A 26230-nucleotide genomic window follows, 5' to 3' on the forward strand; every position below is an offset into this window, starting at 1 on the left:
ATGAGCAACCAGCGGACCGGTCGGGACGACGGCGCGGCGAAGGGCCGGTTTGGCCCTGGACGCCCTTCGGCGGATAGCCTTCCCGCCGTGCCGAAACCCGATCAAACCACCGTGAGTCCGCCCCGCCCGACCGGGACCGCCGCCCTGCCGCTCGCCGAGCTGGCCTCCCGGCTGGGCCTGCCGCCCGTCGCGGGCGGCGCCGTCACCGGCGTCACCCACGACTCCCGCGCCGTGCGCCCGGGCGACGTGTACGTGGCCTTCCCGGGCGCCAACCACCACGGCGCGGCCTTCGCCGCCAAGGCCGCGGAGGCCGGCGCGGTGGCCGTGCTCACCGACCCGGCCGGGGCCGAACTGGCGGCCGGCACCGGCCTGCCGCTGCTGGTCGTCGACCGGCCGCGGGCCCGGATGGGCGAGCTGGCCGCGATCGTCTACGGCAACCCGTCCGAGCGGCTGCTGATGATCGGGCTGACCGGCACCAACGGCAAGACCACCACGTCCTACCTGGTCGAGGGCGGTCTGCGCGGCGCCGGGCGCAGCCCCGGCGTGATCGGCACCGTCGAGATGCGGGTCGGCGCCGAGCGGATCAAGAGCGAGCGCACCACCCCCGAGGCCACCGACCTGCACGCGATCCTCGGCGTGATGGCCGAGCGCGGCGCCGACGCGGTGACCATGGAGGTCTCCAGCCACGCCCTGGTCTTCGGCCGCACCGACGGGGTGGCGTACGACGTCGCGCTGTTCAACAACCTCACCCCCGAGCACCTCGACTTCCACCCGGACATGGAGGACTACTTCCAGGCGAAGGCCCGGCTCTTCCAGCCCGGCAAGTCCCGCCGCGGGGTGGTCAACCTGGACGACGAGTACGGCCGCCGGCTCGCCGCCGAGGCCGAGATCCCGGTGACCACCTTCTCCGCCGCCGGCGCCGCCGAGGCCGACTGGCGGGCCGTGGACGTGCAGCTCGGGCCGGCCGGCTCCACCTTCCGGGTGGTCGGCCCGGAGGGCGCCGAGGCCGACGCCTCCGTCCCGCTGCCCGGCCCGTTCAACGTCGCCAACGCGCTCGCGGCGATCACCGCGCTGGTCACCGCCGGGCTGCCGCTGGAGCGGGCCGTGGCCGGCGTCGCCGCCGTCCCCGGCGTGCCGGGCCGGCTGGAGCGGGTGGACGCCGGGCAGCCGTACGTCGCCGTCGTCGACTACGCGCACAAGCCGGACGCCCTGCGGGCCGTCCTCGCCTCGCTGCGCGAGGTCACCAAGGGCCGGCTGCACGTCGTGATCGGCTGCGGCGGCGACCGCGACCCGCACAAGCGCGGCCCGATGGGCGACATCGCCGCCCGGCTCGCCGACACCGCCCTGCTGACCAGCGACAACCCGCGCAGCGAGGACCCGCTGGCGATCCTCGCCAGCATGCTGACCGGCGCCGCCGCGGTGCCCGAGGCCGAGCGCGGGGCCGTCCTGGTCGTCCCCGACCGGGCCGAGGCGATCCGCCTCGCCGTCGCCCGCGCGCAGGCCGGGGACACCGTGCTGGTGGCCGGCAAGGGCCACGAGCTCGGCCAGTACGTACGAGACGAGATCCGCCCCTTCGACGACCGGGAGGTGCTGCGCGAAGCGATCGCGCAGGCCACGGCCGCCCGGGGCGACCGAGGAGTAGAGCAGCAGTGATCGCACTGACCCTCGCCGAGGTGGCCGCCGCAGTCGGGGGCTCCCTGGACGGCGCCGACCCGGACGCCCTGGTCACCGGCCCGGTCGAGGTCGACTCGCGCAAGGTGAGCCCCGGCGGCCTGTTCGCGGCCTTCGCCGGCGAGCACGTGGACGGCCACGACTACGCGGACACGGCGGTCGCCGCCGGCGCCGTCGCGGTGCTGGCCTCCCGCCCGGTCGGCGTGCCCGCCGTCCTGGTCGACAGTGTGGTGGACGCGCTCGGCAAGCTGGCCCGCACCGTGGTCGCCCGCGCCGAGGGCACCGCCGTGGTCGCGCTGACCGGCTCGGCCGGCAAGACCAGCACCAAGGACCTGATCGCCCAGCTGCTCCAGCGCCTCGGCGAGACCGTCTACCCGCCCGGCTCGCTGAACAACGAGATCGGCCACCCGATGACCGCGCTGCGGGTCGAGGCCGGCACCCGGCACCTGGTCATGGAGATGGGCGCCCGGCACAAGGGCGACATCGAGTACCTCACCTCGATCACCCCGCCGCGGATCGGCCTGGTGCTGAACGTCGGCACCGCGCACGTCGGCGAGTTCGGCTCGCAGGAGGCGATCGCCGAGGCCAAGGGCGAGATCGTCGAGGCGCTGCCCGCGGCCGGCACCGCGATCCTCAACGCGGACGACCGGCTGGTACGGGCGATGGCCGCCCGGACCAGGGCGAAGGTCGTGTACTTCGGCGAGTCCCCGGACGCCCAGGTGCGGGCCACCGGTGTTCGCCTGGACGCCACCGGACGGCCATCGTTCACGCTCACCACCCCGGCCGGTTCCGCGCCCGTGCAGCTGCGCCTGTACGGTGAGCACCACGTCTCGAACGCCCTCGCCGCCGCCGCGGTGGCGATGGAGCTCGGGATGTCCGTCGACGACGCCGCGGCAGCCCTGGGCGAGGCGGATGCGCTGTCCCGCTGGCGCATGGAGGTCGTCGACCGGGCCGATGGTGTCACCGTCGTCAACGACGCCTACAACGCGAACCCCGACTCGATGCGGGCCGCGCTGCGGGCGCTGGTCTCGATGGGGGGCCGGGGCCCGGAGCGCCGCCGCACCTGGGCGGTGCTCGGCGAGATGCGGGAGCTCGGCGAGGAGAGCCTGGCCGAGCACGACGCCATCGGACGGCTCGCCGTCCGGCTGGACGTCACCAAGCTGGTGGCGGTCGGCGGACGCGAGGCGGCCTGCATGGAACTCGGCGCGAGGAACGAAGGTTCGTGGGGTGAGGAGTCGGTGCTGGTGTCCGACGCGGACGCGGCGGTCGAGCTGCTGCGCAGTCAGCTGCGGCCGGGGGATGTGGTCCTGGTGAAGGCGTCCCGTTCGGTGGGGCTGGAGAAGGTGGCCGAGGCCCTCCTGGCGGACGGTGCTGCCCGATGATGAAGCAGATCCTCTTCTCCGGGATGATCGGCCTGATCCTCTCGCTGGTCGGCACCCCCGCCCTGATCAAGCTGCTCGCCCGGCGTGGCTACGGCCAGTACATCCGCGACGACGGCCCCAAGGCGCACCACAGCAAGAAGGGCACGCCCACCATGGGCGGCATCGCCTTCATCCTGGCGACGCTGATCGCCTACTTCGGGACCAAGGCGATAACGGGCGAGGCCCCGACCGCCTCCGGGCTGCTGGTGCTCTTCCTGACCGCGGGCCTCGGCCTGGTCGGCTTCCTGGACGACTACATCAAGGTCGTCAAGCGCCGCTCGCTCGGCCTGCGGGCCAAGGCGAAGCTGGCCGGCCAGTCCATCGTCGGCCTCGCCTTCGCCGTCCTGGCGCTGCAGTTCCACGACAGCCGCGGACTCAGCCCGGCCTCGGAGTCGCTGTCCTTCGTGCGCGACTTCAAGTGGGCGATCGGCCCCGTGCTGTTCGTCATCTTCGCCTACTTCATGATCGCCGCCACCTCCAACGGCGTGAACCTGACGGACGGTCTGGACGGCCTCGCCACCGGCGCCTCGGTGATGGCCTTCGGCGCCTACACCTTCATCGGCGTCTGGGAGTACGGGCAGAGCTGCGCCTACGCGGCCACCGCCACCGTCAGCTGCTACGACGTCCGCGACCCGCTGGACCTCGCCGTGGTGGCCGCCGCCCTGATGGGCTCCTGCTTCGGCTTCCTGTGGTGGAACACCTCGCCCGCCAAGATCTTCATGGGTGACACCGGCTCGCTCGCCCTCGGCGGCGCGCTGGCCGGCCTGGCGATCTGCTCGCGCACCGAGCTGCTGCTCATCCTGCTCGGCGGCCTCTTCATGATCATCACCCTGTCGGTGATCATCCAGGTCGGCTCCTTCCGGATGACCGGCAAGCGCGTGTTCAAGATGGCACCCCTGCAGCACCACTTCGAACTCAAGGGCTGGAGCGAAGTCCTGGTCGTGGTCCGCTTCTGGATCATCCAGGGCCTGTGCGTGGCCGTCGGCCTCGGCCTCTTCTACGCGGGATACCGGACCGGATGACGAATCCTGACTTCATGAACCTGCCCGTCGTGGTCGCCGGGCTCGGCGTCTCCGGCATCAGCGCCGCGCGCGTGCTGCGCGGCCTCGGCGCGGACGTCACCGTCGTGGACGGCGGCAGCGGCGACGGCCTGAAGGCGCGCGCCGCCGAGCTGACGGCGCTCGGCGTCGCCGTGCGCCTGGGCGACGGCGCGAGCCTGCCCGAGGGCACCCGGCTGATCGTCACCTCGCCCGGCTGGGCGCCGGACAGCCCGCTGTTCGCCGCCGCCGAGGCGGCCGGCGTCCCGGTCTGGGGCGACGTCGAGCTGGCCTGGCGGCTGCGCAAGCCGCTGCCGGCCACCGGCGAGCCCGCCCCCTGGCTGGCCGTCACCGGCACCAACGGCAAGACCACCACCGTCCAGATGCTCGCCTCGATCCTCACCGCCGCGGGCAAGCGCACCGCCGCGGTCGGCAACGTCGGGGTCTCGGTGCTGGACGCGGTGCTCGCCGAGGAGCCGTACGACGTGCTCGCCGTCGAACTGTCCAGCTACCAGCTGCACTGGGCGCCCTCGCTGCGTCCGTACTCGGCGGCCGTGCTCAACCTGGCCCCCGACCACCTCGACTGGCACGGCTCGATGGAGGCGTACGCCGCCGACAAGGGCCGGATCTACGAGGGCAACGTCGTCGCCTGCGTGTACAACCTGGCCGACCCGGCCACCGAGGCGCTGGTCCGCGAGGCCGACGTCGAGGAGGGCTGCCGGGCGGTCGGCTTTGGCCTCGGCGCGCCGAGCCCGTCGAACGTCGGCGTGGTGGACGGCCTGCTGGTGGACCGCGCCTTCGTCGAGGACCGGGCCAGGAGCGCGGCCGAGCTGGGCTCCGTCGAGGACGTCAACCCGCCGGCCCCGCACAACATCGCCAACGCGCTCGCCGCGGCGGCGCTGGCCCGGGCCTACGGGGTCGAGCCGAAGGCCGTCCGCGAGGGCCTGCGGGCCTTCCGCCCGGACGCGCACCGGATCGCCGAGGTGGCCACCGTCCGCGAGGTCGCCTACGTCGACGACTCCAAGGCCACCAACACCCACGCCGCCGCCGCCTCGCTGGCCGCTTTCCGGCCGATCGTCTGGATCGCCGGCGGCCTGGCCAAGGGCGCGACCTTCGACGACCTCGTCCAGGGCGCGGCCGAGCGGCTGCGCGGAGTGGTGCTGATCGGCCAGGACCGCGCGCTGATCCGGGAGGCGCTGGAGCGACACGCTCCGGATGTGCCGGTGATCGAGGCGGCCGAGGGCCAGACTGGCGCGGTGGCGATGGCCGAGATCGTTCGAACGGCCGCATCGCTCGCCCGATCGGGTGACACGGTGCTGCTGGCTCCGGCCTGCGCCTCGATGGACATGTTCACCAACTACGGCGAGCGCGGCGACCTCTTCGCGGCGGCCGTCCGGGAGCTGGCGAGCTAGGCCCCACGGGGGCGTCGTACGAGAGACTGGGCGGGGAGCGGTGGCGGGGCAGGGCAGGGCGGGTTCCGGCGTTTCGGATCGGGACGCCGCCGAGCCGTGGCGCGTGATCTCCGCCACCACGACGAAGTACAAGTCGGCCGGTCCGCTGGCCCGGCTGCGGGCCTTCCGGCTCCGCGTCGGGTACTGGCTGGACCGGCCGCTCACGCCCTACCTGCTGATCCTCGGCACCGTGCTGCTGCTGGTCGTGCTCGGCCTGATGATGGTCTTCTCGGCCTCGCAGATCCTCGCCCTGAACCAGCACCACACCGCGCAGTACTACTTCCTCAAGCAGCTGATCGCGGCCATCCTCGGCCTCGTCCTGCTGGTGGGCTTCGCCTCCGTACCGGTGGCGGTGCTGCGGGTGATCGTCTACCCGGTGATGTTCGGCGTGATCGGCGCGCTCGCGCTGGTCGCGGTCCCCGGCATCGGGGTGCGGATCAACGGCAACCAGAACTGGCTGGACTTCGGCTTCTTCCAGTTCCAGCCCTCCGAGTTCGCCAAGCTCGCGCTGGTGCTCTGGGGCGCCGACCTGCTCGCCCGCAAGCAGAAGACCGGCACCCTCGGCTCGTGGAAGCACCTGCTGGTGCCGCTGGTGCCGGGAGCCCTGCTGCTGCTCGCGCTGATCATGATCGGCGGCGACATGGGCACCTCGATGATCCTGGTCGCCATGGTCTTCGCGCTGCTCTGGATGGTCGGCGCACCGCTGCGGCTGTTCGTCGCCACCCTCGGGGTGGCGGTGGTGGTCTGCACCGCCCTGGTGGTCACCGTCCCGCACCGGGCGGAGCGCCTGGGCTGCATCGGTATCACCAAGCTCGACCCGGACGGCGCCTGCTTCCAGGCCCTGCACGGCGTCTACTCGTTCGCCCTCGGCGGCGGCTTCGGTACCGGCCTCGGCGCGGGCGTGGAGAAGTGGGGGCAACTGCCCGAGGCGCACACCGACTTCATCTTCGCCGCGACCGGCGAGGAACTCGGCCTGGTGGGGACGCTGTCCGTGATCGGTCTCTTCGCGGCACTAGGCTACGCGGGTATCCGTGTGGCCATCGGTACGAAGGACCCCTTCGTCAGGTACGCCGCGGGAGCCGCCACCACTTGGATCATGGCGCAGGCCATGATCAACCTGGGGTCGGCGCTGGGACTGCTGCCGATCGCGGGCGTCCCGCTCCCGCTGTTCTCCTACGGCGGTTCCGCCATGCTGTCGGCCATGTCCGCGATCGGAGTGCTGCTGTGCCTGGCACGCAGTTCCTCGGGCGCGAAGGCGGCCCTGGCCGCCCGGAGCAAGAACTCCCGGATCAGGAAGCGACTGGCCCGGGTGCTGCCACGACGACGAACCACAGCGCGCCCGGCCCCGGGGCCGGCACGCAGGGAGCGGTGAATTTCGGTGCATGTCGTACTCGCCGGCGGGGGGACCGCCGGTCACATCGAGCCGGCCATGGCCCTCGCGGACGCCCTCCGCAGGCACGACCCGTCCGTCGGGATCACCGCCCTGGGCACCGAGCGGGGCCTGGAGACCCGGCTGGTACCCGAGCGCGGCTACCAGCTGGAGCTGATCCCGGCCGTCCCGCTGCCCCGCAAGCCGACTCCCGAGCTGATCACCGTCCCCGGCCGGCTGCGCGGCACCGTCCGGGCCGCCCAGGAGATCATCGAGCGGGTCAACGCCGACTGCGTGGTCGGCTTCGGCGGCTACGTCGCGATGCCCGCCTACCTGGCCGCCAAGCGGGCCGGCGTGCCGATCGTCGTGCACGAGGCCAACGCCCGCCCCGGCCTGGCCAACAAGATCGGCGCCCGGTACTCCGACTTCGTCGCGGTCTCCACCCCGGACAGCAAGCTGCGGGACTCCCGCTACATCGGCATCCCGCTGCGCCGCACCATCGCCACCCTGGACCGGGGCGCCGCCCGGCCGGAGGCCCGCCAGTACTTCGGCCTCGACCAGCGGCTGCCCACCCTGCTGGTCTCCGGCGGCTCGCAGGGCGCGCGCCGGCTGAACGAGACGATCACGGCGATCGCCCCGCGGCTGCAGCAGTACGGCGTGCAGATCCTGCACGCGGTCGGCCCGAAGAACGAGCTGCCGCAGGTCGCGGACGTCCCCGGGATGCCGCCGTACCGACCGGTGCCGTACATCGACCGGATGGACCTCGCCTATGCGGCGGCCGACCTGATGCTGTGCCGGGCCGGCGCCATGACGGTCGCCGAGCTGGCCGCGGTCGGCCTGCCCGCCGCCTTCGTGCCGCTGCCGATCGGCAACGGCGAGCAGCGGCTGAACGCCCAGCCGATGGTCAAGGCCGGCGGCGGCCTGCTGGTGGACGACGCCGAGCTGACCTCCGACTGGGTGCTGCAGAACGTGCTGCCGGTGCTCACCGACCCGCAGCGGCTGTGGGACATGAGCCGCGCCGCCGCCGAGTTCGGCCGCCGGGACGCCGACGACCTGCTGGTCGGCATGGTCTACGAGGCCATCCAGGCCCACCGCGGCGGCCGCCGCCGTGGCTGACGGCCGGCTCGCCGACCCTCTGGAGCACGAACTGGAGGACGAGGAGCCCGCTCCTCGCCTCCGGCTCTCCCGGAGGGGCATCGTGGTGCTGAGCGTGCTCGGCGCCGCGGTGCTGGGCGCGCTGGCCTGGCTGGTGTTCCTCTCCTCCGTCCTGGACGTGCGCGACGTCGCCGTCCAGGGCGCGACGGACGACAAGCTGACGTCGGACCAGGTCCGGGAGGCGATCGGCGGCCTGGCCGGCGGACCGCTGGCCAGGGTGGACCTGGACGGCGTCCGGCACCGGGTGGAGGCGATCCCTCGGGTGGCGAAGGCCGAGGTGTGGCGGGGCTGGCCGCACACCCTGCAGGTCAAGATCGTCCAGCGTACCGCGGCGGCCGCTGTCAAGGGGGAGGACGGCCAGTTCACCCAGGTGGACGCCGCCGGCGTGAGCTTCGCCACCGAGGCGGCTCCGCCGGAGGGCGTGCCGGTCGTGGAACTGCGGCTCAGTCAGCAGGCGAAGGACGTGGACGGAGTGATCTCCCGTCCGCAGCTGGTGCAGGGTGCGGTGGCGGTGGCCGCCGGACTGCCGCCCGAGGTGGCCAAGCGGGCCGGCGCGGTGCTGGTGCACTCGTACGACGACATCGAGTTGCAGCTCAGCGGGGGTGCGACGGTGCGCTGGGGGAGTCCGGAGCAGAACGACCGGAAAGCGCGGGTCCTGGTGGCGTTGCTGAGCCAGAAGGGCACGAACTACGACGTGAGTGCGCCGGAGGCGCCGGCGGTGTCCGGATGATCCGGTAGGTTCTGTGGCTGAGGGAGGGGTTGACGCCTTGGAGTGTCGGCCCGACCCTTGGTGGTCACCCCGGTTTCATATGCCGGCCGATGATCACATAGGCTCAAAAGAAAAAGGGAAGCTCGGCGTGTTCGTTGAAACACGTGCCCAGGGCCACCTAGTGTCCTGTGTCACCAGACTGTGTCCCTTGGTGATGTGACGGAGGCACAGGACTAACCCTAAAGGTCAAGTTTAGGGTTGGGGTCGGTGGTCGGCATTTCGGACATTCAGTCAGAAACCAGGCTCCCTACCCATCGACATCCGTCGGTTTACGTCCCCTTCACCGGGTCGAGCCGACCCGGAATCTCGAGGCGAGAGGCCTTCGACGTGGCAGCACCGCAGAACTACCTCGCAGTCATCAAGGTCGTCGGTATCGGCGGCGGTGGTGTCAACGCCATCAACCGGATGATCGAGGTCGGTCTCAAGGGCGTCGAGTTCATCGCGATCAACACCGATGCGCAGGCCCTCCTCATGAGCGACGCCGACGTCAAGCTCGATGTGGGCCGTGAACTCACCCGGGGCCTCGGCGCCGGCGCCAACCCCGAGGTCGGCCGCAAGGCCGCCGAGGACCACCGCGAGGAGATCGAGGAGGTCCTCAAGGGGGCCGACATGGTCTTCGTGACCGCCGGCGAGGGCGGTGGCACGGGCACGGGCGGCGCGCCCGTCGTCGCCAACATCGCCCGCTCGCTGGGCGCGCTGACCATCGGCGTGGTCACCCGCCCGTTCACCTTCGAGGGCCGTCGCCGGGCCAACCAGGCCGAGGACGGCATCGCGAGCCTGCGCGAAGAGGTCGACACCCTCATCGTGATCCCCAACGACCGGCTGCTGTCCATCTCGGACCGCCAGGTCAGCGTCCTCGACGCGTTCCGCTCGGCCGACCAGGTCCTGCTCTCCGGTGTCCAGGGCATCACCGACCTGATCACCACCCCGGGTCTGATCAACCTCGACTTCGCCGACGTCAAGTCCGTCATGTCGGACGCCGGTTCGGCGCTCATGGGCATCGGCTCGGCCCGCGGCGAGGACCGCGCCAAGGCCGCCGCCGTGATGGCGATCTCCTCGCCGCTGCTGGAGGCCTCGATCGACGGCGCCCGCGGCGTGCTGCTGTCCATCTCGGGCGGCTCCGACCTCGGCCTGTTCGAGATCAACGAGTCGGCCCAGCTGGTCAGCGAGGCCGCGCACCCCGAGGCGAACATCATCTTCGGTGCCGTCATCGACGACGCGCTCGGCGACGAGGTGCGGGTCACCGTCATCGCGGCCGGCTTCGACGGCGGTCAGCCGCCGGCGATCGTCCGCGACCCGGTCGTCAAGTCGACCCCCGCGGCCCCGGCCACGCCGCCGGCCGCCCCGGAGCGCCCGGCCGGCCGGCCGTCGTACGGCGGCATCGGCTCGGTGACCTCCCGGCCGGAGGGCGAGTCCTCGGCTCCGGCCCGCTCGACCGAGAGCCCGGCCACCACCACCGCGGCCGCCCCGGTGCCGCCGCAGGTGCAGCCCGCCCGGCAGCCGTTCGTGGAGAGCCCGGCCGAGGAGCTCGACGTGCCGGACTTCCTTAAGTGATCGATCACGCGGTACGCGACGGTGCTCACTTCGCCTTCACCGACCGGTGGGGCGGGGTGAGCACTTCGCCGTACGGGGCGTTGAACCTCGGTGGCGCGGTGGGGGACGACCCCGCGGCCGTCCGGGAGAACCGGGTGATCGCCGCCCGGGAGCTGGGGCTGGACCCGGCCGACGTGGTGTGGATGAACCAGGTGCACGGGGCCGAGGTCGCCGTGGTGACCGGGCGCCAGCCGCTCGGCCAGGCGCCGACCGTCGACGCGGTGGTCACCGACCGGCCGCTCGCGCTGGCCGTGCTGACCGCCGACTGCACCCCGGTGCTGCTGGCCGACCCGGTGGCGGGCGTGGTGGGCGCGGCCCACGCGGGCCGGCCCGGGCTGGCGGCCGGCGTGGTGCCCGCGGCCGTGCGGGCGATGGTCGGACTCGGGGCCGACCCGGCGCGGATCACCGCCGCCACCGGCCCCGCGGTCTGCGGCCGCTGCTACGAGGTGCCGGCCGAACTGCGCGCCGAGGTCGCCGCCGTGGTGCCGGAGGCGTTCGCCGAGACCTCGTGGGGAACGCCGGCCCTGGACGTGCCGGAGGGGGTCGCGGCCCAGCTGGCCGCGGTGGGGGTCACCGGACTGGTGCGCTCACCGGTCTGCACCCTCGAATCCGCCGATCACTACTCCTATCGCCGCGAGCAGCGCACGGGCCGGCTCGCGAGCTACGTCTGGTTGGGCTCTGAACAGTGATGACGAACGACATCTACGGACCGTTCCCGGGGAGCGCCGAGTTCTCCCTCGCCCTGACGGAGGGCCAGCGGGCCCGGTTCGAGGAGCTGGGGACCAACCTCGACGTGGTCGAGCGCCGGATCGTGGACGCCTGCGCGGCCGCCGGGCGCCCGCGCGGGGACGTGACGCTGATCGTCGTCACCAAGACCTACCCGGCCGAGGACACCGCACTGCTCGCCGGACTGGGGGTGACGGACGTCGCGGAGAACCGTGACCAGGACGCCGCGCCCAAGGCGGAACAGTGCAGAAACCTTCCTCTTGACTGGCACTTCGTCGGACAGCTGCAGACCAACAAGGTCCGCTCGGTCGTCCGGTACGCGAACCACGTGCACTCGGTGGACCGGCTGCGGCTGGTCGAGTCGCTCTCGGCGGCGGTGCTCAAGGCCGAGCGGCCGGAGCTGGGCTGCCTGGTGCAGGTGGCGCTCGACAAGGAGCACGGAGAGGGCGAGCACCGGGCCGGGGTCGCCCCGGAGGACGTCGCCGAACTGGCCGACGCGATCGCCGACACGCCCGGGCTGCGACTTGACGGTGTGATGACCGTCGCTCCGCTGGCCGGTCCGCTGGCCGGGGACCCCGCCCGCGCCTTCGATCGGCTGACGGAAATCGCAACCGCCGTACGGGCGGCCCATCCGGCTGCCACCATGGTTTCCGCAGGGATGAGCGGGGACCTGGAGCAGGCGATTGCCGCCGGTGCGACACATGTGCGCGTCGGAACGGCGGTACTCGGAGTGAGGTCACCCCTCAGGTAACGTCACCGGGTAGTAGATCAGACTGCAGGACAAAATAGGACAGAATCTAGCAGCTCCTCGGGGCGGCTAGCGAACCGTGGATCGCAGCTCCGCGGCCCCCACTCCACGAACTCTGACAGGTCGTCGGCCTGACGCGCCGTCGTGGGGGGACTGCGGAATCCGCTGAGCAGGGCCGCGGCCCGGCGGTCCACCACAAGCGGAGGAGACAGGAGCATGGCCGGCGCGATGCGCAAGATGGCGGTCTACCTCGGCCTCGTGGAGGACGAGACGTACGACGGCCAGGGGTACGACCCCGACGACGACTACGACGCGGACCCTGAGCCGATCCGCACGGGTCAGCGGACCGAGGACATTCCCCGGCCGGCCGCCGCGCCCGCTCCGGTCTCCTCGATCACCCCCCAGCCCGTCCCGGCCGCGGTGCCGATCCGGCAGGAGACCCCGAGGATGGCCCCAGTGTCGTCCATCACACCCGAACGCCGCCACAACCTGGAGAAGAGCGCCCCGGTGATCATGCCCAAGGTAGTGAACGAACGAGAGCCCTACCGCATCACCACGCTGCACCCGCGGACCTACAACGAGGCCCGTACCATCGGGGAACAGTTCCGTGGCGGCACCCCGGTGATCATGAATTTGACCGAGATGGACGACACGGACGCGAAGCGGCTCGTAGACTTCGCCGCTGGACTCGTCTTCGGTCTGCACGGCAGTATCGAGCGCGTGACACAGAAGGTGTTCCTGCTGTCGCCTGCTAACGTCGATGTCACGGCGGAGGACAAGGCTCGGATCGCCGAGGGTGGGTTCTTCAACCAGAGCTGACCCGGCCACGACTTTACGTGTGGATCTGATCAACAGTGGGTCAACGACAGGTGACGAGCGAGAGGCCGGCCCCAGGGCCGCGACCGGGGAGAGGGAAGCGCGATGAACATCGTGTGGGCGGTGCTCTACTACGCCCTGGTCGTCTTCCTGGTGTTCCTGCTCGTGAGACTGGTGATGGACTGGGTGTTCCAGTTCGCGCGTTCGTGGCGGCCCGGCAAGGCCATGGTCCTGGTCCTGGAGGCCACGTACACTGTCACGGATCCGCCGCTCAAGCTTCTTCGGCGGTTCATCCCGCCGTTGCGTTTCGGGGGCGTGGCAGTCGACCTGTCCTTCTTCGTACTGATGATCATTGTGTATGTCCTGATCTCGCTTGTGCACCCCTAGTCGTAGGTGAGCGATGCGACAGGATGCCGGTGTGCCGACGATCACGTTGAGGTGAAGAGATGCCATTGACCCCCGAGGACGTTCGGAACAAGCAGTTCACGACCGTCCGCCTGCGTGAAGGCTATGACGAGGACGAGGTCGATGCCTTCCTCGACGAGGTCGAGGCGGAGCTGACCCGCCTCCTCCGGGAGAACGAGGACCTGCGGGCCAAGCTGGCCGCCGCGACTCGCGCCGCCGCGCAGAACCAGGCCAACATGCGGAAGGAACCGCCGCAGGACGCGCCCCGTCAGGGCGGCGCCCCGGTGCCGGCCGCCATATCCGGCCCGCCGGTTCCCGGCCAGCAGGGCCCGGGCGGACCGCAGCAGATGGGCCCGGGTGGTCCCCAGCAGATGGGCCCCGGCGGTCCGCAGCAGCAGCAGCAGCAGATGGGCAACCAGCCCCTCGGCCTGCCCTCCGGCGCCCCGCAGCTCCCGGCCGCCCCCGGCGGTCCGATGGGCGGCCCGCCGCAGCAGATGAACCAGACCATGGGCGGCCAGCAGCAGCTGGTCCAGCCGATGGGCGGTCAGATGCTCCAGCCCATGGGCGGCCCCGGTGGCCCGCAGCAGATGGGCAACCCGATGGGCCAGGGCATGGGCCAGCAGCAGATGCAGCCGATGGGCGGCCCCATGGGCGCGCCGCAGCAGATGGGCGGTCCGCTCGGCGGCCCCGGCCCGATGCAGCAGCAGGCCCCCGGCGGCGACAGCGCTGCCCGCGTGCTCGCGCTCGCGCAGCAGACCGCCGACCAGGCGATCTCCGAGGCCCGTTCCGAGGCCAACAAGATCGTCGGCGAGGCGCGCAGCCGCGCCGAGGGCCTGGAGCGGGACGCCCGTGCCAAGGCCGACGCGCTGGAGCGGGACGCGCAGGAGAAGCACCGCGTCGCGATGGGCTCGCTGGAGTCGGCCCGCGCCACGCTGGAGCGCAAGGTCGAGGACCTGCGGGCGTTCGAGCGTGAGTACCGGACGCGCCTGAAGTCGTACCTGGAGACCCAGCTGCGCCAGCTGGAGTCGCAGGCCGACGACTCGCTCGCCCCGCCGCGGATCCCCGCCACCGCGTCGCTGCCGCCGGCGGCCTCGTCGATGGCGCCGGCCGGTGCCGGCGCGATGGGCTCCGGTGCACCGTCCTTCGGTGGGAACCAGCCGTCCTTCGGGGGCAGCGCGCCGTCCTTCGGCGGGCAGAACTCCTTCGGCGGGAACGCGCCGGCGCCCAGCTTCGGCGGGCAGGCGAACGGCGGCAGCGGGGCTCCGCAGATGCAGCCGGCCGGGATGACCCAGCCGATGGCGGCCGTCCGGCCGCAGCCGCCGCAGCCGATGCAGCAGGCTCCGGCGCCGATGCGGGGCTTCCTGATCGACGAGGACGGCGACAACTGAGGTTGTAGCCCGGCTCTTCGAGAGCGCCCCCTTTCCGACCTCCGGGTCGGGGAGGGGGCGCTCTTTTCGGTTTTCCGGGGGCCGGACCCGCGGCTCGCGGGCGGGGGCGCGGGTGAGCCAGGGGCTTCCGGGGTGGGAACGCAGAAGTCGCCGCCACCTCCGGGGAGGTGGCGGCGACTTCGGGTGGGTCAGGCCTTGCGGAGCTGGAAGGTGAGGCCGAGGGCCTCGTCGGTGAAGGACTCGGAGGTCCAGTCGGCCGCGCCGGCGGCGAAGTCGGTGGCCAGGACCTCCTCGGCGACGAGGGGACCGTGCTCGGCGATGGCCTCGGCGGTCTCCTCGTTGGCGGCGCGCCAGCGCAGGACGATGCGGTCGGCGACGTCGAGGCCGGAGTTCTTGCGGGCCTCCTGGATCTGGCGGATGGCGTCGCGGGCGATGCCGAGGCGCTTCAGCTCCGGGGTGATGGCCAGGTCGAGCGCGACGGTGGCGCCGGACTCGTTGGCGACGGCCCAGCCCTCGCGCGGGGTCTCGGTGATGATCACCTCGTCGGGGGACAGGGTGACCGTCTCGCCGTCGAGCTCGACCGAGGTCTCGCCGTCGGCACGCAGCTCGGCGGCCAGGCGGGCGGCGTCGGTGGCGGCGACCGCCTTGGCGACGTCCTGCACGCCCTTGCCGAAACGCTTGCCCAGCGCGCGGAAGTTGGCCTTGGCGCTGGTGTCGACCAGCGAGCCCCCGACCTCGGCGAGGGACTCCAGGGTGGAGACGTTGAGCTCCTCGGCGATCTGCGCGCGCAGGTCGGCGGGCAGCTCCTCCCAGCCCTGGGCCGCGACCAGCGCCCGGGAGAGCGGCTGGCGGGTCTTCACGCCGGACTCGGCGCGGGTGGCCCGGCCCAGCTCGACCAGGCGGCGGACCAGCGCCATGTGCTTGGAGAGCTCGGCGTCGATCAGTGCCTCGTCGGCCACCGGCCAGCTCGCCAGGTGCACCGAGGCCGGGGCGTCCGGGGCGACCGGGACGACCAGGTCCTGCCAGACCTGCTCGGTGATGAACGGGGTGAGCGGGGCCATCAGGCGGGTGACGGTCTCCAGCGCCTCGTGCAGGGTGGCGAGCGCGGCGGCGTCGCCCTGCCAGAAGCGGCGGCGGCCGCGGCGGACGTACCAGTTGGACAGGTCGTCGACGAAGCCGGAGAGCAGCTTGCCGGCGCGCTGGGTGTCGTAGGCCTCGAAGGCGGCGTCGACCTCGCGGACCAGGGTGTTCAGCTCGGAGAGCACCCAGCGGTCCAGCTGCGGGCGGTCGGCCGGGGCCGGGTCGCTCGCGGACGGCGCCCAGTTCGCGGTGCGGGCGTACAGGGCCTGGAAGGCGACGGTGTTCCAGTAGGTGAGGAGGGTCTTGCGGACCACCTCCTGGATCGTGCCGTGGCCGACCCGGCGGGCCGACCAGGGCGAGCCGCCGGCCGCCATGAACCAGCGGACGGCGTCGGCGCCGTGCTGGTCCATCAGCGGGATCGGCTGCAGGATGTTGCCCAGGTGCTTGGACATCTTGCGGCCGTCCTCGGCCAGGATGTGGCCCAGGCAGACGACGTTCTCGTAGCTGTTCTTGTCGAACACCAGGGTGCCGACCGCCATCAGCGTGTAGAACCAGCCGCGGGTCTGGTCGATCGCCTCGGAGATGAACTGCGCCGGGTAGCGCTTCTCGAACAGCTCCTTGTTCTGGTACGGGTAGCCGTACTGGGCGAAGGGCATCGAGCCCGAGTCGTACCAGGCGTCGATGACCTCGGGCACGCGGGTGGCGGTGCCGCCGCAGTCGCGGCAGGCGAAGGTCACGTCGTCGATGAACGGGCGGTGCGGGTCGAGGCCGCTCTGGTCGGTGCCGGTGAGCTCGGACAGCTCGGCCAGCGAGCCGACGCAGGTGAGGTGGCCCTCCTCGCAGCGCCAGATCGGCAGCGGGGTGCCCCAGTAGCGGTTGCGGCTGAGCGCCCAGTCGATGTTGTTGTTCAGCCAGTCGCCGAAGCGGCCGTGCTTGACCGTCTCCGGGAACCAGTTGGTGGCCTCGTTCTCGCGGATCAGCGCGTCCTTGACGGCGGTGGTCCGGATGTACCAGGACGGCTGCGCGTAGTAGAGCAGCGCGGTGTGGCAGCGCCAGCAGTGCGGGTAGCTGTGCTCGTACGGCAGGTGGCGGAAGAGCAGGCCGCGCTCCTTGAGGTCCGCGACCAGGGCCTCGTCGGCCTTCTTGAAGAACTGGCCGCCGACCAGCGGGACCTCGGGGGCGAAGGTGCCGTCGGCGAGCACCGGGTTGACCACCGGCAGGCCGTACTTGCGACAGGTCGCGAGGTCGTCCGCGCCGAAGGCCGGGGACTGGTGGACGATGCCGGTGCCGTCCTCGGTGGTGACGTAGTCGGCGTTGAGGACGTAGTGCGCGTCCTCGATCTCGACCAGGTCGAACGGGCGCCGGTAGGCCCAGCGCTCCATCTCGGCGCCGGTGAAGGACTCGCCGGTGGTCTCCCAGCCCTCGCCGAGGGCCTTGGCGACCAGCGGCTCGGCGACGACCAGCCGCTCGGTGCCGTCGGTGGCCACCACGTAGGTGACCTCCGGGTGGACGGCGGCGGCGGTGTTGGAGACCAGGGTCCACGGGGTGGTGGTCCAGACCAGCAGGGCGGCCCGGCCGGCCAGCGGGCCGCTGGTCAGCGGGAAGCGGACGAAGACCGAGGGGTCGACGACGGTCTCGTAGCCCTGGGCCAGCTCGTGGTCGGACAGGCCGGTGCCGCAGCGCGGGCACCAGGGGGCGACCCGGTGGTCCTGGACCAGCAGGCCCTTGTCGAAGATCTGCTTGAGCGACCACCAGACGGACTGGACGTACGACGGGTCCATCGTCCGGTAGGCCTCGTCGAGGTCGACCCAGTAGCCCATGCGGGTGGTCAGCTCGGCGAAGGCGTCGGTGTGGCGGGTCACCGAGTCGCGGCACTTGGCGTTGAACTCGGCGATGCCGTACGCCTCGATGTCCTGCTTGCCGGAGAAGCCCAGCTCCTTCTCCACGGCCAGCTCGACCGGGAGTCCGTGGCAGTCCCAGCCGGCCTTGCGGGCGACGTGGTAGCCCTTCATGGTCCGGTAGCGCGGGAAGACGTCCTTGAAGACGCGGGCCTCGATGTGGTGCGCGCCGGGCATGCCGTTGGCGGTCGGCGGGCCCTCGTAGAACACCCACTCGGGGCGGCCCTCGGACTGCTCCAGGCTGCGCTGGAAGATCTTGTTGTCCTGCCAGAAGGAGAGGATCTGGTGTTCGAGGGCGGGGAGGTCCACCTGTGCGGGGACGGGGTTATAGGTGCTCATCGCGGACGTCTACCTCCGGCGGATGCTGGGACTGGATCCTCCGGAGGGACGAGACGGCCTTCGCCGACCCGCGGTACCACCCTCCTTGGCCGCGGATGCTGCGTCGCGACCCTCTTGTTTGGGCTTGCTGCCGGGTCTAGTGGGCCGCTCGCGGTCGCGGGTGGCCGTTCTTCCGGCGGCTCCGGGGTGATCTTCCCGCCGTGCACACCCCCGGGCTCGCACCGTCCCCGGGTCGCTGGTGGCTGCGTACGTCGGTACTCGTCCCATCTGCGCCTTGCAAGGGCCAGTGTATCGGCCTGCGGCAAGTCGATTCCGCCACGCGGTTCCGGGGCCGGTGGGGGGCGGTGCCGGCCCGGTGTCCCGGCTCGTTCCCGGGCGGTGCGGGCAGGCGGTTAGGCGGGGGTGATCTGGGCACAACCTTGTAGCGCGAGGGGCGTGGTGGCTGGGGCGGCTGCCTGGGTGGGATCGTTGTGAGGCGTCGGTATGTCATGTTGTGACCGGTTTTGATCGGGATTATCGTTCCGGCACTGGAAGCCGCCGGGAACCGGCGGCTCGATTCGTTCGTAGATGGGGTCGAAGCCATGGCTGAGAAGGGAACCGGCGCGGGTACCGCCACCAAGCGGGCACGCAAGGCCGTGGCGGTCGATCCAGGGGAGGGGATTGTGACCACAACCGCACCGAAGAGCGGCACCGACACCGTGACCGTTCCGCGCGGCGCCGAGTCCGTCGACCCGGCCACGCTGCCGGTCCGGCCCGGCGAGGAGCCGTGGACGGCCGAAGAGGTCCACGAGCTGCACGACGAGCTGATCAGCGACCTGGAGCGGCTGCGCGGCGAGATCGACGCCGCCGACGCCGCCATCGCCGGTCTGATGCGCGACTCCAACGACGGAGCCGGCGACGACCAGGTGGACGCCGGTACGAAGAACATCTCGCGGGAGAGCGAACTGGCGCTGGCCAACAACGCCCGCGACAGCCTCGCCCAGACCGAGCGGGCGCTGGAGCGGCTGGAGGGCGTCGGCTTCGGCATCTGCGAGTCCTGCGGCCAGGCCATCGGCAAGGCCCGGATGCAGGCCTTCCCGCGGGCGACGCTCTGCGTGCAGTGCAAGGCCAAGCAGGAACGCCGCTGAACCTGGTCACCAGGGGGACGCAGGGGGTCGGGCTTGCCGTACGCTCGACCCCGTGACGTCGCCCGGCGTGCCCGGACCGGCTGGACCGGGTGGGATTCGGGCGGGCGTCGGCCCCCAGCACCCTCCTCCGGCTCCGGACCGGGGGAACTCCATCGGCAGCGGAGCGGATCATCAGTACGCAAGGTTCCCCCCAGACCCGGGACGAAGCCGTCCCGAACCCCGCCGATGACGTGGAGGTGCCCGTGGCCGATCCCGCCGAGCCGGCGGAGGCGGCACCCGCGAACGGGGCCACGGCGGTGGACAAGCCCAAGGGCCCGCGGCGGATCGGCGTCCTGCTGGTCATCGCGGTGCTCGCCTTCCTGATCGACCTCGGCAGCAAGCTGCTGGTCGTGGCGCGGCTGGAGAACCACGCGGCGATCAAGGTGGCCGGGGAGGTCGTCACCTTCCAGGTGATCCGCAACTCCGGAGCCGCGTTCGGCATGGGGCAGGCGCTCACCGTCGTCTTCACGATGATCGCCGCAGCCGTCATCGTCGTCATCTGGCGGATCGCCCGGCGGCTCTACAGCCTGCCCTGGGCGATCGCGCTCGGACTGCTGCTCGGCGGGGCGCTGGGCAACCTCACCGACCGGCTGTTCCGCTCGCCGGGCGTCTTCCGCGGGCACGTCGTGGACTTCATCTCCGTCCAGCACTTCGCGGTGTTCAACCTCGCCGACTCGGCGATCGTCTGCGGCGGGATCCTCGTCGTCCTGCTGTCCTTCCGGGGCAGCAACCCGGACGGGACCGTTCACCAGCAGGTGGAGAAGGACGAGAAGGAGTAGCCGGGCGGGCGGGGCCCGGGGGGCGGCCGGCCTCCGATGGGAGGGGTGGGCCGCGTTTCCGGCATACTCGTACGGGTGAGTACCGCAGCGCAGATCCGCAGCCTCCCCGTACCCGACGGCCTGGAGGGCGAGCGCCTCGACGCCGCCCTCGCCCGGATGTTCGGGTTCTCCCGGACCAAGGCCGCCGAGCTGGCCGCCGAGGGCAAGGTGACCCTCGACGGCGCGGTGGCCGGCAAGTCGGACCGGGTCACCGCCGGCTCCTGGCTGGAGGTCGAGATCCCGGCCCCCGCCGCCCCGGTGCAGATCGTCGCCGAACCGGTCGACGGCATGCGGATCGTGCACGACGACGAGGACATCGTGCTCGTCGACAAGCCGGTCGGCGTCGCCGCGCACCCCAGCCCCGGCTGGACCGGCCCCACCGTCATCGGCGGGCTCGCGGCCGCCGGCTACCGGATCTCGACGTCGGGCGCCGCCGAGCGGCAGGGCATCGTGCACCGGCTCGACGTCGGCACCTCCGGCCTGATGGTCGTCGCCAAGTCCGAGCGGGCGTACACCGACCTCAAGCGGCAGTTCCACGACCGGATCACCGAGAAGCGCTACCACACCCTGGTCCAGGGGCACCCGGACCCGATGAGCGGCACGGTGGACGCGCCGATCGGGCGGCACCCCAGCTCCGACTGGAAGTGGGCCGTCACGCGCGACGGCAAGCCCTCCATCACCCACTACGACCTCATCGAGGCGTACCGGGCGGCCTCGCTGCTCGCCATCAAGCTGGAGACCGGGCGCACCCACCAGATCCGCGTCCACATGTCCGCGCTGCGCCACCCCTGCGTCGGCGACCTCACCTACGGCGCCGACCCGACGCTCGCCAAGCGGCTCGGGCTCACCCGGCAGTGGCTGCACGCCGTCTCGCTCGGCTTCGAGCACCCGGCGGACGGGCAGTGGGTCGAGTTCCAGAGCGAGTACCCGGACGACCTGCGGAAGGCGCTCGACGTCATCGCGGCGGAGAGCTGATGGGGTTCGTCCTGCGGACCGCCGAGGGCGAAGCCGACCTCGCGCTGGCGCGGGCCGTGCGGCGCGAGGTGTTCGTCGTCGAGCAGAGCGTGCCGGAGGAACTGGAGTACGACGAGTACGACGCCACCTCGGTGCACGTGCTGGCGCTGGCCGACGACGGGACGGCGCTGGGGACCGGGCGGCTGATCTTCGGCGCGCAGGCGGCCGAGCTGACCGGCGGCGTCGAGGGGCGGGTGCTGCTCGGGCGGCTCGCGGTGCGGGCCGCCGCGCGGGGCACCGGGCTCGGGGCCGCGCTGGTGCGGGCGATCGAGGCGGCCGGGGCCGAGCGCGGGGGCGTCGAGGTCGAGCTGCACGCGCAGGTGCGGGCGCTCGGGTTCTACGAGCGGCTGGGGTACGTGGCTCAGGGGCCGGTGTACGACGATGCGGGGATTCCGCACCGGACGATGACCCGGGTCCTCTAGCCCTTCCCGGGCCGGGGTTCCGTGACCAGCGGGCCCGCGGCCGAGTGCGCGGTTCCCCGCGCCCCTTTTCGGGGCGCGGGGATTTCGTCATTCGGGGGTGGGGGTGGTGCGGAGGCGGGGGAGGGCCTGGGGGTGCTCGTCGCGGAGGTGGGCGATGAGGTGTTCGCGGACGTCGAAGCGGAGCTGGGCCGTGTCGTCGGGGTTGCGGGCGGCCATGGTGGCGCGGACGACGATGGTGCTCGGGGTGGTGTCGGTGACGTGGAGGGCCCACTCGGTGCCGTCCCAGAGCGGGTGCTGTTCCAGCCGGGCGTGCAGGGCGGTGCGCAGGGCGTCGACCGGGGTGCTGTGGTCGAGGTGGAGCAGGACGACGGCGAGCAGGCCGGGGTCGCGGCGGGTCCAGTTCTCGAACGGCTTGCTGACGAAGTAGGAGACCGGGACGATCAGCCGGCGGTAGTCCCAGAGCCGGACCACCAGGTAGGTCAGGGTGATCTCCTCGACCGTGCCCTGCTGGCCGTCCACCACCACGGTGTCGCCGATCCGGACGGTGTCGCCGAAGGCGATCTGCAGGCCGGCGAAGAAGTTGCCCAGGGTGCTCTGGGCGGCGATGCCGGCGACGATGCCGATGATGCCGGCCGAGGCGAGCAGGCTGGCGCCGATGGTGCGCATGGTGGAGAAGGTCAGCAGCATCACGGCCACCGTGACCACGACGATCACCGCGCCGACCACCCGGCGCAGCACGCTGATCTGGGTGTGCGCGCGCTGGACGCGGGCCGGGTCGTCGGAGACCGACCGCTCGTAGCGGCCGAGCAGCGCCTCCAGGACGGCGGCCATCACGCGGACGGTCAGCCAGCCGAGGGAGGCGAGCAGGAGCAGCAGGACGAGGTGGTGCGCGCCCTCGTCGTCCTTCAGGTGGAAGATCCGCTGGAGCGGATCGGCGGCGAGCAACAGGGCCGACACGATGGCGAGTTGGAGGGGGATCCGGGAGCGGCGCAGGAGTGACCAGACCGGGGCCTCGGGGTGGTTCGCGCTGATCCGCTGGAGGGCCTGGTCGACGATCCAGCCGACCGCGAGGCCGGCGGCGGCGGTGGCGAGCAGGGCGATCAGCGGCCAGAGCACGGGCACCTTCTCGGGGGTGGGGGAGCCGGGTGAGCCGTACGATACCGGTGCTCAACGGTGCAAAGCGGGCAAAGGGGCCGGTGGCTCGGGGGGTGCCTTATCGGACGCCTACCGGGGCGGCGGATACGATCAGCGGCCATGGAGTTCGGTGGGGCGTGGCGGCGCTGGCGCGGCCGGAAGACGTCCGTGAGACGCAAGGTGCTGGCCGGGGCGGTGGCCCTGGTGGCGGTGGCCGGGGTCGGCACCGCCGCGGTGGCCTCGGGCGGTGAGCGGGCGGTCCGTGAGGAGGACCGTTTCCTCAGCATGCCGGAGACGCCCGGCAGCACCCAGCAGGTCCAGCTGGACACCTCGTTCTTCACCACCGGCGACAGCCCGCGCCCGGCCGTCCTGCTCGCACACGGTTTCGGCGGTTCGAAGGAGGGCGAGCGGGAGCGCGCCCAGCAGCTGGCCCGGCAGGGCTACGCGGTGCTGACCTGGTCGGCGCGCGGCTTCGGGCACTCGGGCGGGAAGATCGGGCTCAACGCGCCGGACCGCGAGGTCGAGGACGTCAAGCACCTGGTGGACTGGCTGGCCCAGCGCCCCGAAGTGCAGCTCGACGGCCCCGGCGACCCGCGGGTCGGCATCACCGGCGCCTCCTACGGCGGGGCGATCTCGCTGCTCGCCTCCGCGTACGACCACCGGATCAAGGCCGTCGCCACCCAGATCACCTGGTGGAACCTGTCCGACGCGTTGTTCCCGCAGGGCGTGCAGGGCTCGGGCGCGGTGGACGGCGTGTTCAAGAAGCTGTGGGCCGGGATCTTCTTCACCACCGGCTCGGCCGGCGACCTCGGGCCCTCCGGCGGCGCGCCGCGCGCGGGCGACAAGCCGCAGCAGGGCGGGGACGGGCCGGTCGGCTGCGGGCGGTTCCTGGAGTCGCTGTGCCAGATGTACGACCGGGTCGCCACCGCCGGGCACGCCGACCCGGCGGCCGTCGCGCTGCTCGACCGCTCCAGCCCGTCCTCGGTGGCCGGGCAGCTCAAGGCGCCGACGCTGGTCGTGCAGGGGCAGCAGGACTCGCTGTTCCCGCTCGACCAGGGGGACCGGATCGCGCAGGCGGTCGCCGCCAACGGCGCGCCCGTCGCGGTGGACTGGTTCGCGGGCGGGCACGACGGCGGGACGGACACCAGTGCGCGGGTGGACGACCGGGTGACGGCTTGGTTCGATCACTTCTTGAAAAATCGCAGCCCGAAGGGCGGGACGGGTGAGACCGGCCCGGCGTTCCGCGTCACCCGGACCGGGGGCGTCGACTCCACCGGGTTCCAGGCGGTGCTGCGCGGGGCCTCGGCGGACCGCTACCCGGGGCTCGGCGGGACGGGCACGCGCACGGTGGAGCTGGCCGGCGGGGAGAAGACCGTCGCCAACCCGCCCGGCGGCGCGCCGCCCGGCATCTCGACGCTGCCCGGCATCGGTGCGCTCAGCCAGGCGGCCTCGCTCGGCGCCGGCCTGTCGCTGGACTTCCCCGGGCAGAACGCCGCCTTCGACTCGGAGCCGCTGGACAAGCCGCTGCACCTGACCGGGCAGCCGACCGTGCCCGTGCGGGTCAAGGCCGACCGGTCGGACGCGGTGCTGTTCGCGAAGCTGTACGACGTCGGCCCGGACGGGAAGGCCGTACTGCCGCAGCAGCTCGCCGCCCCGCTGCGGGTCACCGGCGCGGACGCCGGGCGGACGGTGACGGTGGCGCTGCCCGCCGTCGACCACGACTTCCCGGCCGGGCACCGGCTGCGGCTGGTGCTGGCGGCCACCGACCTGGCGTACGCCTCGCCCGCCGAGCCGGCCACCTACCAGGTCACGCCGGCCGGGGCGCTGAGCGTGCCGACCGACGAGGAGCTGGTCACCGAGGCGGCGCCGCTGCCGGCCCGGACCTGGGTGCTGCCGCTGGTCGCCGTCGCGGTGGCCGCGGGCCTGGTGCTGGTGCCCCGGCTGCGGCGGCGCCGGGCGGCCGCCGGGGCGGAGTTCGATCCGGAGCTGGCCGGGGTGCCGCTGCGGATCAGCGGGCTGAGCAAGCGCTACAAGGGCTCCCAGGACCGCTACGCCGTACGGGAGTTGGGCTTCCTGGTGGAGCAGGGGCAGGTGCTCGGGCTGCTCGGCCCGAACGGCGCCGGCAAGACCACCACGCTGCGGATGCTGATGGGCCTGATCCGGCCGGACGCCGGCGAGATCCGGATCTTCGGACACCTCGTACGGCCCGGCGCCCCCGTGCTCTCCCGGGTCGGCGCGTTCGTCGAGGGCGCCGGCTTCCTGCCGCACCTCAGCGGACGGGCCAACCTGCGGCTGTACTGGCAGGCCACCGGGCGGCCGGAGGCCGACGCGCACTTCGCGGAGGCGCTGGAGATCGCGGGCCTCGGCGAGGCGCTGGAACGCGCCGTGCGGACCTACTCGCAGGGCATGCGGCAGCGGCTCGCCATCGCCCAGGCCATGCTCGGCATGCCGGACCTGCTGATCCTCGACGAGCCCACCAACGGGCTCGACCCGCCGCAGATCCGCGAGATGCGCGAGGTGATGATCCGGTACGCGGCCGGCGGGCGGACCGTCATCGTCTCCAGCCACCTGCTGGCCGAGGTCGAGCAGAGCTGCACCGACCTGGTGGTCATGGACCGCGGGCGGCTGGTCACGGCCGGGCCGGTCGGCGAGATCGTCGGCGCCGGCGAGCTGCTGATGATCGGCGTCGCGGCGGGCTGCGACCCGGAGAGCGTCGCCGGGAAGGTCGGCGCGCTGGCCGGGGTCGGCTCGGCGGAGGCCGTCGAGGGCGGACTGCTCGTCCGGCTGGACGGGCTGGCGGCGAGCGACCTGCTCGCCGAGCTGGTGCGGCTCGGGGTGCCGGTGGAGAGCGCCGGGCCGCAGCGCCGGCTGGAGGACGCGTTCCTGTCGTTGATCGGAGGAGGTGCGGCGTGAGCTCTGTGGTCGCTACGGATCATGCCGAGGGGTACCGGGCGGGCCGGACGCTGCCGCTGCGGGTGGAGGCGATGCGGCAGCTGCGGCGTCGCCGCACCATGGTGGTCGGTGGGGTGCTCGCCGTCATGCCGTTCGTCATCCTGGCCGCGTTCCAGATCGGCGGCACCCCCAGCCGCCCGGACCGGACCACGTTCATCGAACTGGCCACCGCCTCCGGCGCCAACTTCGCCGTCACCATGCTGTTCGTCGGCACCGGCTTCCTGCTGGTGATCCCCGTCGCGCTGTTCTGCGGTGACACCGTCGCCTCGGAGGCCAGCTGGTCCTCGCTGCGCTACCTGCTCGCCGCGCCCGTGCCGCGGGCCCGGCTGCTCGCCCGCAAGTTCGTGGTCGGGCTGGCGTTCTCGGCCGCCGCGGTGGTGCTGCTGCCCACCATCGGGCTGGCAGTCGGGACGGCGGCGTACGGGTGGGGCGACCTGAAGCTGCCCGCCGGGGCCAGCCTGCCGGCCGGGGAGGCGCTGCCCCGGATCGCGCTGGCGGTGGCGTTCGTGTTCCTCAGCGAGGTCGTGATCGCCGCGCTGGCGTTCTGGCTCTCGACGGCGACGGACGCGCCGCTCGGGGCGGTCGGCGGGGCCGTGTTCGCGTCGATCATCACGGCGGTGCTGGACACCATCACCGCGCTCGGCGACCTGCGGCAGTGGCTGCCCGCGCACTGGCAGTACGCCTGGGCCGACGCGTTGCAGCCGCAGCTGGAGTGGGGCGGGATGCTGCAGGGCGTGTCGCTGTCGCTCTCGTACGCGGCGGTGCTGCTGGCGGTGGCGTTCCGCGGGTTCGCGCGCAAGGACGTGGTGTCGTAGGGCGGCGGGGCGGTTGCCGGCCCCGGTGGGGGATCATGGGTGG

21 protein-coding genes are annotated in these 26230 nt (G+C 72.5%); 19 read left to right on the forward strand and 2 right to left on the reverse strand.

The features are described 5' to 3' along the window. The 13 genes from ACPC54_RS01230 to ACPC54_RS01290 all read left to right on the forward strand — a co-directional run bounded on the left by ACPC54_RS01230 (nt 1) and on the right by ACPC54_RS01290 (nt 14549). Nucleotides 1–1653, forward strand: a complete 1653-nt coding sequence (locus ACPC54_RS01230; protein ID WP_498959848.1) for a UDP-N-acetylmuramoyl-L-alanyl-D-glutamate--2,6-diaminopimelate ligase — start codon at nt 1–3, stop codon at nt 1651–1653. Continuing rightward, nucleotides 1650–3053, forward strand: coding sequence for a UDP-N-acetylmuramoyl-tripeptide--D-alanyl-D-alanine ligase (locus ACPC54_RS01235; RefSeq protein ID WP_498959850.1), 1404 nt, complete (start codon nt 1650–1652; stop codon nt 3051–3053). Before ACPC54_RS01230 ends, ACPC54_RS01235 begins: the two co-directional genes overlap by 4 nt. Next, nucleotides 3053–4114: a phospho-N-acetylmuramoyl-pentapeptide-transferase gene (gene mraY / locus ACPC54_RS01240; RefSeq protein ID WP_498960539.1), complete on the forward strand. Its 1062-nt coding sequence runs from the start codon at nt 3053–3055 to the stop codon at nt 4112–4114. Before ACPC54_RS01235 ends, mraY begins: the two co-directional genes overlap by 1 nt. After that, nucleotides 4111–5541, forward strand: a complete 1431-nt coding sequence (murD, locus tag ACPC54_RS01245) for a UDP-N-acetylmuramoyl-L-alanine--D-glutamate ligase (RefSeq protein ID WP_498959852.1) — start codon at nt 4111–4113, stop codon at nt 5539–5541. The genes mraY and murD overlap by 4 nt, the downstream gene beginning before the upstream one ends. Nucleotides 5542–5644: 103 nt before the next feature. After that, on the forward strand, nt 5645–6952 hold the full coding sequence (gene ftsW, locus ACPC54_RS01250) for a putative lipid II flippase FtsW (RefSeq protein ID WP_498959854.1): 1308 nt from the start codon (nt 5645–5647) through the stop codon (nt 6950–6952). 6 nt (nt 6953–6958) lie between these two features. Further along, nucleotides 6959–8065: an undecaprenyldiphospho-muramoylpentapeptide beta-N-acetylglucosaminyltransferase gene (gene murG / locus ACPC54_RS01255; RefSeq protein WP_498959856.1), complete on the forward strand. Its 1107-nt coding sequence runs from the start codon at nt 6959–6961 to the stop codon at nt 8063–8065. Then, entirely contained in the window at nt 8058–8834 is a 777-nt protein-coding gene (locus ACPC54_RS01260) for a cell division protein FtsQ/DivIB (protein ID WP_498959858.1), read from the forward strand. Before murG ends, ACPC54_RS01260 begins: the two co-directional genes overlap by 8 nt. Nucleotides 8835–9200: 366 nt before the next feature. Further along, complete coding sequence (gene ftsZ / locus ACPC54_RS01265; protein WP_498959860.1) at nt 9201–10427, forward strand: cell division protein FtsZ; 1227 nt, start codon at nt 9201–9203, stop codon at nt 10425–10427. Continuing rightward, nucleotides 10424–11155 carry a peptidoglycan editing factor PgeF gene (pgeF, locus tag ACPC54_RS01270; RefSeq protein ID WP_498959862.1) on the forward strand — a complete coding sequence of 244 codons (732 nt, stop codon included), beginning with the start codon at nt 10424–10426 and terminating at the stop codon, nt 11153–11155. The genes ftsZ and pgeF overlap by 4 nt, the downstream gene beginning before the upstream one ends. Further along, nucleotides 11155–11943, forward strand: a complete 789-nt coding sequence (locus ACPC54_RS01275; RefSeq protein WP_498959863.1) for a YggS family pyridoxal phosphate-dependent enzyme — start codon at nt 11155–11157, stop codon at nt 11941–11943. Before pgeF ends, ACPC54_RS01275 begins: the two co-directional genes overlap by 1 nt. Before the next feature lie 213 nt (nt 11944–12156). Then, a complete protein-coding gene (locus tag ACPC54_RS01280) occupies nt 12157–12759 on the forward strand; it encodes a cell division protein SepF (protein ID WP_031071810.1) in 603 nt (200 codons plus the stop codon). Nucleotides 12760–12861: 102 nt separating this feature from the next. Continuing rightward, nucleotides 12862–13143: a YggT family protein gene (locus ACPC54_RS01285; protein WP_498959866.1), complete on the forward strand. Its 282-nt coding sequence runs from the start codon at nt 12862–12864 to the stop codon at nt 13141–13143. A gap of 59 nt (nt 13144–13202) precedes the next feature. Continuing rightward, nucleotides 13203–14549 (forward strand): DivIVA domain-containing protein, encoded by a 1347-nt coding sequence (locus ACPC54_RS01290; protein ID WP_498959868.1) that lies wholly within the window; start codon nt 13203–13205, stop codon nt 14547–14549. A gap of 188 nt (nt 14550–14737) precedes the next feature. Here ACPC54_RS01290 and ileS read toward each other — a convergent pair whose 3' ends face one another. Further along, nucleotides 14738–17866 carry an isoleucine--tRNA ligase gene (gene ileS, locus ACPC54_RS01295; RefSeq protein WP_498959870.1) on the reverse strand — a complete coding sequence of 1043 codons (3129 nt, stop codon included), beginning with the start codon at nt 17864–17866 and terminating at the stop codon, nt 14738–14740. Nucleotides 17867–18528: 662 nt separating this feature from the next. Here ileS and ACPC54_RS01300 point away from each other — a divergent pair. The 4 genes from ACPC54_RS01300 (at nt 18529) to ACPC54_RS01315 (ending at nt 21286) form a co-directional block, all read left to right on the forward strand. Next, a complete protein-coding gene (locus ACPC54_RS01300; RefSeq protein WP_498959872.1) occupies nt 18529–18993 on the forward strand; it encodes a TraR/DksA family transcriptional regulator in 465 nt (154 codons plus the stop codon). Nucleotides 18994–19160: 167 nt separating this feature from the next. Beyond that, complete coding sequence (gene lspA / locus ACPC54_RS01305) at nt 19161–19811, forward strand: signal peptidase II (RefSeq protein ID WP_498960541.1); 651 nt, start codon at nt 19161–19163, stop codon at nt 19809–19811. A gap of 75 nt (nt 19812–19886) precedes the next feature. Continuing rightward, nucleotides 19887–20825, forward strand: coding sequence for an RluA family pseudouridine synthase (locus tag ACPC54_RS01310; protein ID WP_498959874.1), 939 nt, complete (start codon nt 19887–19889; stop codon nt 20823–20825). Next, nucleotides 20825–21286 carry a GNAT family N-acetyltransferase gene (locus ACPC54_RS01315; RefSeq protein WP_498959876.1) on the forward strand — a complete coding sequence of 154 codons (462 nt, stop codon included), beginning with the start codon at nt 20825–20827 and terminating at the stop codon, nt 21284–21286. Before ACPC54_RS01310 ends, ACPC54_RS01315 begins: the two co-directional genes overlap by 1 nt. An 87-nt stretch (nt 21287–21373) precedes the next feature. On the opposite strand, the gene ACPC54_RS01320 is transcribed toward ACPC54_RS01315, so the two are convergent. Then, the gene (locus ACPC54_RS01320; protein ID WP_498959878.1) at nt 21374–22402 is read right to left on the reverse strand and encodes a mechanosensitive ion channel family protein; all 1029 of its coding nucleotides are present in this window, start codon (nt 22400–22402) and stop codon (nt 21374–21376) included. A 138-nt stretch (nt 22403–22540) separates the two neighbouring features. Between ACPC54_RS01320 and ACPC54_RS01325 the strand changes: the two genes are divergently transcribed. Both ACPC54_RS01325 and ACPC54_RS01330 read left to right on the forward strand, forming a co-directional pair. Then, nucleotides 22541–25333 carry an alpha/beta fold hydrolase gene (locus ACPC54_RS01325; RefSeq protein ID WP_498959881.1) on the forward strand — a complete coding sequence of 931 codons (2793 nt, stop codon included), beginning with the start codon at nt 22541–22543 and terminating at the stop codon, nt 25331–25333. Further along, nucleotides 25330–26187 carry an ABC transporter permease gene (locus ACPC54_RS01330; RefSeq protein ID WP_498959883.1) on the forward strand — a complete coding sequence of 286 codons (858 nt, stop codon included), beginning with the start codon at nt 25330–25332 and terminating at the stop codon, nt 26185–26187. Before ACPC54_RS01325 ends, ACPC54_RS01330 begins: the two co-directional genes overlap by 4 nt. Nucleotides 26188–26230: the final 43 nt, after the last annotated feature.

Source organism: Kitasatospora sp. NPDC094028 (assembly GCF_049543595.1).
In the GTDB taxonomy this organism is placed as follows: Bacteria; Actinomycetota; Actinomycetes; order Streptomycetales; family Streptomycetaceae; genus Kitasatospora.